7 protein-coding genes are annotated in these 8,268 nt (G+C 71.4%); 1 reads left to right on the forward strand and 6 read right to left on the reverse strand.

Going from position 1 to position 8,268, the window contains the following annotated elements; translation table 11 throughout:
* Positions 1–67 precede the first annotated feature (67 nt).
* The 4 genes from FMEAI12_RS15115 to FMEAI12_RS15130 all read right to left on the reverse strand — a co-directional run bounded on the left by FMEAI12_RS15115 (position 68) and on the right by FMEAI12_RS15130 (position 5,322).
* A complete protein-coding gene (locus FMEAI12_RS15115) occupies positions 68–1,408 on the reverse strand; it encodes a glycosyltransferase family 2 protein (RefSeq protein ID WP_112106504.1) in 1,341 nt (446 codons plus the stop codon).
* Complete coding sequence (locus tag FMEAI12_RS15120) at positions 1,405–2,490, reverse strand: UDP-glucose/GDP-mannose dehydrogenase family protein (protein WP_112106505.1); 1,086 nt, start codon at positions 2,488–2,490, stop codon at positions 1,405–1,407. The genes FMEAI12_RS15115 and FMEAI12_RS15120 overlap by 4 nt, the downstream gene beginning before the upstream one ends.
* A 763-nt stretch (positions 2,491–3,253) precedes the next feature.
* Positions 3,254–4,585: a DUF5925 domain-containing protein gene (locus tag FMEAI12_RS15125; RefSeq protein WP_112106506.1), complete on the reverse strand. Its 1,332-nt coding sequence runs from the start codon at positions 4,583–4,585 to the stop codon at positions 3,254–3,256.
* A 260-nt stretch (positions 4,586–4,845) separates the two neighbouring features.
* Positions 4,846–5,322 (reverse strand): hypothetical protein, encoded by a 477-nt coding sequence (locus tag FMEAI12_RS15130; protein ID WP_071059782.1) that lies wholly within the window; start codon positions 5,320–5,322, stop codon positions 4,846–4,848.
* A 231-nt stretch (positions 5,323–5,553) separates the two neighbouring features.
* On the opposite strand from FMEAI12_RS15130, the gene FMEAI12_RS15135 reads away from it, so the two are divergent.
* Positions 5,554–6,636: a BadF/BadG/BcrA/BcrD ATPase family protein gene (locus tag FMEAI12_RS15135; protein ID WP_235014020.1), complete on the forward strand. Its 1,083-nt coding sequence runs from the start codon at positions 5,554–5,556 to the stop codon at positions 6,634–6,636.
* A gap of 114 nt (positions 6,637–6,750) precedes the next feature.
* On the opposite strand, the gene FMEAI12_RS36210 is transcribed toward FMEAI12_RS15135, so the two are convergent.
* Positions 6,751–7,194, reverse strand: coding sequence for a hypothetical protein (locus FMEAI12_RS36210; RefSeq protein WP_146776708.1), 444 nt, complete (start codon positions 7,192–7,194; stop codon positions 6,751–6,753).
* Complete coding sequence (locus FMEAI12_RS15145) at positions 7,191–8,072, reverse strand: mechanosensitive ion channel family protein (protein WP_112106510.1); 882 nt, start codon at positions 8,070–8,072, stop codon at positions 7,191–7,193. The genes FMEAI12_RS36210 and FMEAI12_RS15145 overlap by 4 nt, the downstream gene beginning before the upstream one ends.
* Between the last annotated feature and the right edge of the window lie 196 nt (positions 8,073–8,268).

Below are 8,268 nucleotides of genomic sequence, written 5' to 3' on the forward strand. Positions count from 1 at the left end.
CCGAGAGGTGGCTCATGAGGTGGCTGAGGAGGATGGGGAGGGTAGGGCTGGCGGGTCGGGCGGGTCGTCATCGGTTGCCCTCCCCCACGACGGACGCGGGCACGCGGCCCCCGCCGGCCACGGCCTCGTCGTCCCGGGCGGTGCCGGTGGTGCCGTCGCCGTCCCGGTCCCGGTCGCGCTGGCGCTGGCCGCTGGTGGCCGCGGTCTTGGCGATGACCTCGAAGCTGCGCGGGTTCCCCATGTAGAGCGTCGCGACGAGCGCGACGATCGTGAACGTCGCCGTGACAGGCGCCAGGACGACGGCGGCGAGGCTCTGCAGGACGCGGTTCGTCCAGAATCTCGCGCTGCTCACCCCGGGCTGGCGCAGGCCGGCGTTGACCCAGCCGCTCAGCCCGAAGTTCACCAGCCAGACCGCCAGCGAGCACCAGAAGAGCGAATGCGCCCAGCCCGCCACCTCGATCGTGTCCGTGAGGATCAGGACGACCGCCGAACCCGACGCGAGAAACGTGAACAGGCTGAGGAAGTACCGCACCGCGATTCTGATCGCGGCGCCGAGCGGGAGCACGTCGCGGTTCACGATGGCGTGGATGTTGCCCCACATCCACCGGCGGCGCTGCTTGAAGTAGGCCTGCCACGTCCACGGGGAGGTGAGCTGGATGTACTCGTGGAAGAAGCCCCAGCGCAGACCGGCCGCCGCCGCGTTGCAGCCGAAGGTGAGATCCTCGGAGGCGAAGATCCGCCAGTCCCAGGTGACCGTCCGCTCGGTGTGGCCGGTGATGGTGAGGCCCTCCCCGTGGACGAACAGCGGCCGCCCGAGGATTCCCTGGAAGGAGGAGCAGTAGGTCATGCAGTTGTGGAACCGCAGGTCATCGATGTGGCTCAGGATGAAGTGCGCGAACGGCCCGCTGCCGTAGTCGATGCGCGGGGCCGTCACGCCCTGGCAGATGTCGTAGTCGGCCGCGTAGGCGGTCTCGAGGTACTCCCACGTCGGAGACGTGTCGTCATCGAGAAACGTGATCTTTGTATCGGCCGTGTCGTAGCCGAGATGCTGGCGGACGATCCGGCTGAACTCCAGGGCACGCGCCTTGTACTGGGCCACGCAGGTGAAGTCGGTGGGCACCGTGATGACCCGGTCCGCCTCGGGGTAGATGTCGCCGTTTCCGGGCTCGTTGGTCACCCAGATCTCGTAGTTCATCGTCATCGGGAACGAGCGGATCTCCCGGATGATCTCGTTGACCCGGTCCTGTTCCCGGCCGACGGTGGTGATCTGGATAATGTATCTCGAGAAGAGATCCCGGTTCTGCCGGAAGGTCGTGTGGAACCACCACTCACCCGCGGCAAGAATGAAGATCTCGATCATGGGCCGGAGGAAGGCCACGAGCAACAGCCAGGGCAGCAGGGTGCTCATCGGGGCGCACCTTCCGTCGCCTCGACGCCACGGGAGTCCCGCGGCTGCCGTGGAAACCGGTCGGGCGACCAGAGCGCACGGGCGGAGGCCAGCCCCGGCCCCGGTTCGGTGGCGCCGCCACCGAACCCGTCACCGAACCCGTTGCCGGACCTGTCCCCGAGCGAGTCAGCGGCTCGCCCGCCAACCAGCTCGGCGACCCGCTCGCCGCTCACGGCGCCGTCGGCGGCCGCGCGGTCGACGAAGCGGCTGTTCATCTCGATGACCGACCGCAGAATCGGCATGTCCACGCCGACACCGGCGGCGAACCCGAGGAAGGCCATGGTGTCCTTCGGCAGGCAGACACCCCCGTACGGCGCGCCGCCCCTGGTCCCGTAGGCGGGGTTGAAGGACGCCTCGGCCGACCGCGAGACCGTCTCGGACACCGCCCCGAGGTCGATCTGAAGACGCTCTGCGACTACGTGCATCTCGTTCCAGAACGAGATCTTCGTGGCGTTGAAGATGTTGTGCGCACACTTGACGAACTCGGCGGTCGTCGGGTCATCGAAGATCCTCATAGTCCCCCCGAAAGGCGCGAAAAGCTCCGCGAGGCGCTCCCGGACCCGCCGGTTACGAGCCCCGATGACGGTCATCCACGGCCAGCGGAAGTCCTCGGCGGCCGACGAGGCGCGCAGGAACTCCGGATTGCTGGCCAGCAGGAACCCGCTGCCCTGACGCAGCCCGGACTCCTGCTCCAGCAGCGGGCCCACCAGCCCCTCGGTCGTGCCCGGATCGACGGTGCTGCGAACAACCACGGTGTGCACGGCGGACGTCTCGCGCAGGGCTCGGCCGAGGCCGCGGGTACCGGCCACGAACGCCGTGAGGTCGTAGCGGCTGCCGGCGTTCGGTGTCGGCAGGGTGAGAAAGACGAGGGAGTCGCCCTCCGATCTCAGGTCGATCTCGGGCCGCGCGTCCAGGCCGATCTCGTTCAGGAATGCGACTCGCTCCGGTGAGACGTCGATGAACGTGACCCGGTGCCCGGCGTCGAGCAGCCCCCTCCCGGTGGCTGTTCCCACGACTCCGGATCCGACGACAAAGATTCGCATCTTCTTCAGCTCCTTGGGGCGCGCTCAGGGCATGGTCGGCCCGGGCGGCGTCGAGCGGGCGCGGACGATGACGTCCGAGAATCCGCGCGTAGGGCGACGGAGAGCCGTCCCGGTCCGCGCGGCGTTGTCGGGGAGTCCGCGTCCCGGTCGGGATGCGCGGACTCGTGAGCCTCGGGCTTTGCGCCCGGTGATTCTCTAAACGATTAGGCGGCGTCGCCGTGGCCGGTCCCGACCGGCCCGCGCTCCGGTGTCCGCCGACCCGCGGCCGGGTGGAGTACGGACGAGGACGCATGTCGTGATGCCCGCGAACGGCGGCGGACCGCCGTTCCCCCCGGGCACGCTCGCGGACACGGACACAATGCCGTCCGCACGCTGCGTTGCCATAACTACTGTTTCCCCCAGTGGTTCGCGGCCGGACCCCGGAACCGACCCCCCAGACACGTTTACCGATCGATGATTACCCCAGAACAGAGCATCCCCAAATACCCCGTCCAAGTGCGGAAGAGTAGCCGATCGGCGCGTGGTTCGCCGCAGAAGGCCGACACCGGGCGTGTTACGCGGGACGACCTTGAAGCGAATTCAGCCACAGAATTACGCGACAGCAGTGCGGCCGGAACGGCCGTTCATCCCTTTCCTGGCGATCCAGGAACTATCTCCGTTCGGGAACCCGTCCGCACTGTGCCGATATCGTGCTCTTCGCCCGACATGCACCCCTTCTCCGGAACGGCGCCGCCCGGCGGCACGGGACGGCGCCGCCGGGGTGTCAGAGGTACAGGCCGGTGTGGCCGTCGCGCTCCGGGGTGGTCGCGGGCATCCGTCCGTCACGAAGGGCGAACAGCTCGGCCAGGGTCGCGGACATCCCGACCCCGGCGTCCGCCGCCGTCCCGAGCCAGGCGAGCGCCTCCTCGCGTGGGAGCGGCCCGACCTCGACCTGGGCGAGGCAGCGGCCCGGCCGCACGATCGCGGGGTGCAGCCGCGCCAGCGGCTCGTTGGTGGTGACCGCGACCAGGACGTCCCGGCCCTGCCCGACCAGACCGTCGGTGAGGTTGAGCAGCCTGGACAGCGCCTGGCCGGAGACGCTGCGGGCGTCGCCGCGCAGCAGCTCGTCGCAGTCCTCGATCACCAGCAGACGCCAGCGGCGCCGGGACGAGTCCTCCGTGCCGCCGCCCGCCGCCCCGCCGCCCGCCGACACTCCGCCCGCCGACACTCCGCCGGCGCCGGGGCTGCCGGGGCCGGCAGCCGCGTCCGCGGTGCCCGCCGGAACCGCCGCGGCCGCGTCCGTGGTGTCCCCGTCGGCCGCCTGGTCGGCTTCCGCGGTGGAGTCCGACGCCGCGTCACCGAGCGCCAGGCTGGTCCCCTCGGCCGGGCCCTCGTCGTCCGTGTCGTCCGACCCGATCGCCACCTCCATGAGGTAGCCGGGGTCACCGAAGAGCGCCTCCGGGTCGAGCACGCAGTCGACCTGGCACCAGCTCCGCCACTCGTGCGCGAGCGCGCGCAGGATCGTCGTCTTGCCGGTTCCCGCCGGCCCGTGCAGGAGGATCAGCCGGCCGACCAGGCTCTCCGGGCGCATGGCCATCAGATGGTCCAGCGGCGCCAGCGTGGTCTCCGCGTAGTTGCGCCGGATCGACCGCCAGGCGGTCGTCGCGGCCCGCCGGATGATCCTCGTCGGCCCGCGCTGGGTGGAGAGGTACCAGAAGCCCATGGTCACGGTGCCCTCGCCGACGGACTCCGCCGTCGCCTGGCGCACCACGCCGTCGAGCACCGTCCGGGCGAGCTCCTCGCTGACCGCCGTCACCAGGACCTCGGCGCTGCCGCCGCGCCAGCGCACCGCGCGGACCGTCCAGCCGTCACCGGTCGCCAGCCGCGAGTCACGGGCGTCCTCGACCACGGTCCGCACGACCTCGGCGTCGACCGGCAGCAGGCTCGCGCCGGGCTTGAGCCGGTCGATGCGCGCGCTGCGGGCCCAGGGCTGGTCTCCCTTGGTGAAGGGGCCGAGCGCGAGCGCGTCGACGACGTCGTAGGGGGTGTCCGAATCGTCGAGGGCGACGACGAAGGGCAACCCCGCCGGGAGCCGGCCGGAGCGCTCACCCCTCACACGATCGCCGTTGGACGAGGAACCCTGCCGCGGAATGGACACGAGACAGATACTCGGTGACGAGTGCTCCTGACACCACCTGGTTCCTCCATTCCGTCGCGGAAGGTGGTGGGAGGCGCCCGGCACACCGCGTCATGGCGGGTCTCGGAATCGAGCCCGCATGGCCTCCCGCCGCGTACCCGATGGTCCTCTCCGCGGCGGGAGGTCCCCGGCCTGACCGTCAGTACCCGTGTGGGTACCACGCAGGAGCCACCGGGTGGCTACGGCCGGGCACCGGGCCCGGGGACGTCCGGCGCCTCGGCACCAGGCTCGGGTGGCTCCGGAGGCCCGAACCTGGCCACCTCGAGCACGGCCCGCAGGAGGTCGAGGAGACGGTCCCATCCGACGAGGAGGGCGGCGGTGTTCTCGCCGGTGACGGGGTCCGACGCGAGCAGGTGCAGGGTCTTCACCACGGCGTAGAGGTACTGCGGGCGCGGGCGCCAGACGGTGAGCTGCGGATAGGTCTCGTCCAGCGCCTGGTGCAGGACGCGGCGCAGCGGCGTGTCGGGGCGCCGCCGAGCCGGGTCGGTGTGATGGAGGATGGTCACCACGGCGTCGATCTCGTCCACGTCCGGCAGCCACATCCCGGCACGCAGCGCGGTCTCGGCCTCGGCGAGGGCCTCGTCCACCGCTGCCACCGGGTCGCCACCGCCGTCGGGCACGGGCGGCGGCGCCCAGTCGTCGTCGTCATCGGTCACCTCACTACCGTCTCTCAACGAAGCCACGATGGGACACGGGGTGATCGGATACACAGTGCCGCCGCGTGGTGGGAGACGCGGCGGAAGACATCGGGAGGCACGATGCGGGGGACCCCGTCCGGCCGGAAGGCCTCTACCTTCCGGTGACAACCCACTTCCGGTGACAACCCACGGTCGACGGAATCGCGAGGCGCCCCAGTGCCCAACCTGCAGCCAGAGAACTCCAGGCCGTTGATCAGCCTGCCACCGTCACTGCGGCCGCCCCCGGAGCCTCCGCCGTCAGCGGAGTCCCTGCCGGAGGCGGCGCCTCATGCTGGTCTCCCGCGTCCCTTCCTGCTCGGCGTGGACGGCGGTGGTACCAAGACCACGGCCGCCGTCCTCGACCTGCGGCGGTCGACGCTGACCACGGCCACCGCGGGCCCGAGCAATCTCGACGTCGTCGGCCTCGACGGCGCCGCCGCCGCGATCATGGAGGCCGTCCGTGGCGCGCTCGGCCAGGCGGGTGCCGCGGCCGACGAGGTGGCCGCCGCGGTGCTCGCGGTGGCCAGCGCCGACACCGACGACAACCAGGAGGCCCTCCGGAGCCGGCTGACCGACCTTCGGCCGGTCGGGAGCACGCTGGTGCTCAACGACGTCGTCGCGGCCTGGGCCTCCGGCACGCTGGGCCGCCCCGGTGTCGCCGTCATCAGTGGTACGGGCAGCAACACCCTGGGGGTCGCCGCCGACGGGCGCACCTGGCGATGCGGCGGCTGGGGGCACCTGCTGGGCGACGAGGGCTCGGGGTACTGGATCGGCCTGCACGGGATGCGCGCGGCCGTCGAGTTCCGGGACGGGCGCGCCCCCTGGTCGGCGCTCGTGCCCCGCCTGCTCGCCTTCTACCATCTCGACCTGGTCGAGAGCGTCGACGATCTCGTCTACGGCAGCCTCGACAAGGCGGGGATCGCCGCGTTCGCCGTCGAGGTCGCCGCCGCCGCGGCCGCCGGTGACGCCGTCGCCCACCGGATCCTGACGGACGCCGGCCGGCTGCTGGCCGACCAGGTCCGCACAGTGATCGACCGGCTCGGGCTGACGGGCGAGTGCCCCGTCTCGCTCGTGGGCGGCACGTTCAACTCCGGGCCGCCGTTCCTGGACGCGTTCACCGCCCGCGTCACCACCGCCAGCCCGGGCGCGCGTCTCGTCCGGCCGCGGATGTCCCCGGCCGCCGGGGCCGTCCTGCTGGCGGCGCGGCTGGCGGGCACCGAGCAGCTGGTGGACTGGTCCGGTATCGGCGATGCCCCGGGCACCCCCACGGAGGAACTGGTCCGCCCGCGCTGACGGAACCGGAACCCCGGGCATGCCTTGAGCATGCCCAAGGCATGCCCGGGGTTCCCAGAGCTTGGGTCAGTGCGCACGGTCAGGACCGCGGTCAGGCGCACGGTCGGGGTCCGGTCAGGGGGAGGGCGTCATGGTCGGCCCCGGCGCCGGGGCCGACGGGGCACCGGACAACGACGGGACCCGCGCGAACGGAGGCGCGGAGGCCGGCGAGGTGCCCGCTGCCGACGGGGCGGTGGAGCCGAACGGGTCCACGGTGCTGGTCGGGTCCACCGTCGCGGTCGGACTGGCGGTGACGTCCGGCGAAGGCGAGGGTGACACCGTCGGCGAGGGCGGGGCCACCGGCGCCGGGGCGGTGGTCGCCCTCGCCCGCGGTGTCGGCGTGGCGCTCGCCTGCTCACTGCTCAGTTCGGTCTTCGCCTGCTCGACCGCCGCGGTGTAGGAACGTGACGCCGGCAGCGACTCGGGCCGTACCAGGATGTACAGCGCGAAGACGGCGACGAGCGCGAACATGAGCAGCAGCGTCGAGCGCTGCACCGGTATCCGGTCGAGAAACCTCATGAGGACGTCGGCGGGGCCGTGTCGAGGTCGGCCGGCACGTGGATCCCGGCGCGCAGCAGCGCAACCGTGATCTTGGCGCGCAGCGCCCGACCGACTTCGAACTGCTTACCCGGGAGGGTCCGGGCAACGACCCGGATCTTGAACTGGTCGAGGTCGATGCTCTCCACCCCCATCACGGTCGGCGCGTCCAGCAGCAGGTCGTGCAGCGCGTCGTCGGCGTACGCCTCGGTACCCACCCGAGTCAACACGTCACTTACCGTAGTAACATCAACACTTGTGGGTATCGGGACGTCCACCACAGCCCGCGCCCAGTCCCGGGACAGGTTCACCACCTGGACGATCTGCCCGTTCGGCGTGATCACCACCTCGCCGTTGGACGTCCGCACGCTGGTGATGCGCAGCGTGACCTCCTCCACCGTGCCAGTGATCGCACTCGGCGCCCCCTGGACTACCAGGCGGACGAGGTCCCCGAAGCCGTACTGCCGCTCGGTGACCAGGAAGAACCCGGCGAGCACATCCTGGACGACGCGCTGCGCACCGAAGCCGAGCGCCACACCGACCACGGTCGCCGGGGCGACGATGCCGGTGACCGGCACCCCGAGGCGCTGGAACACCAACACGACCGCCACGCAGTAGACCAGGGCCAGTGACACCCAGGTCAGCACCTGGACGACCGCGTGGCGATGCTTCGTCGCCTCGGAGCGCACCACCCCGTCGCTCTGGCTCGACTGCTGGTCGATGCGCCGCTCGACGCGGGCACCCACCCAGGTCGCGAACCGGGTCAGCAGGACGGCCGCAATCACGATCATGACGATCTCGAGCCCGCGGCCACGGGCCCACTCGGAGATGTCCGTCAGCGGAGCGGCCGCCGTGATCATGCCGCCGCCACAGTCATGACGCCGACGCGATCATGACGCCGACGCGATCATGACGCCGACGCGATCATGACGTCGACGTGGCTCGGCCCGCGTCGGCTTCCCGCAGGCCACACACGCGGCCGGCGGCACCGCGCCAGCAGGTCGGGTATGCCCTCACCCATCCGAACCTACCCGCGGCCCTCCACCCCGACCGACC

The organism is Parafrankia sp. Ea1.12, assembly GCF_900465275.1.
Classification (GTDB): domain Bacteria; phylum Actinomycetota; class Actinomycetes; order Frankiales; family Frankiaceae; genus Parafrankia; species Parafrankia soli.

Excerpts from the sequence above, each read along its gene's own strand:
- FMEAI12_RS15115 (WP_112106504.1), bottom strand. The coding sequence starts at position 1,408 with ATGAGCACCCTGCTGCCCTGGCTGTTGCTCGTGGCCTTCCTCCGGCCC.
- FMEAI12_RS15120 (WP_112106505.1), bottom strand. The coding sequence starts at position 2,490 with ATGCGAATCTTTGTCGTCGGATCCGGAGTCGTGGGAACAGCCACCGGG.
- FMEAI12_RS36210 (WP_146776708.1), bottom strand. The coding sequence starts at position 7,194 with ATGAGGTTTCTCGACCGGATACCGGTGCAGCGCTCGACGCTGCTGCTC.
- FMEAI12_RS15145 (WP_112106510.1), bottom strand. The coding sequence starts at position 8,072 with ATGATCACGGCGGCCGCTCCGCTGACGGACATCTCCGAGTGGGCCCGT.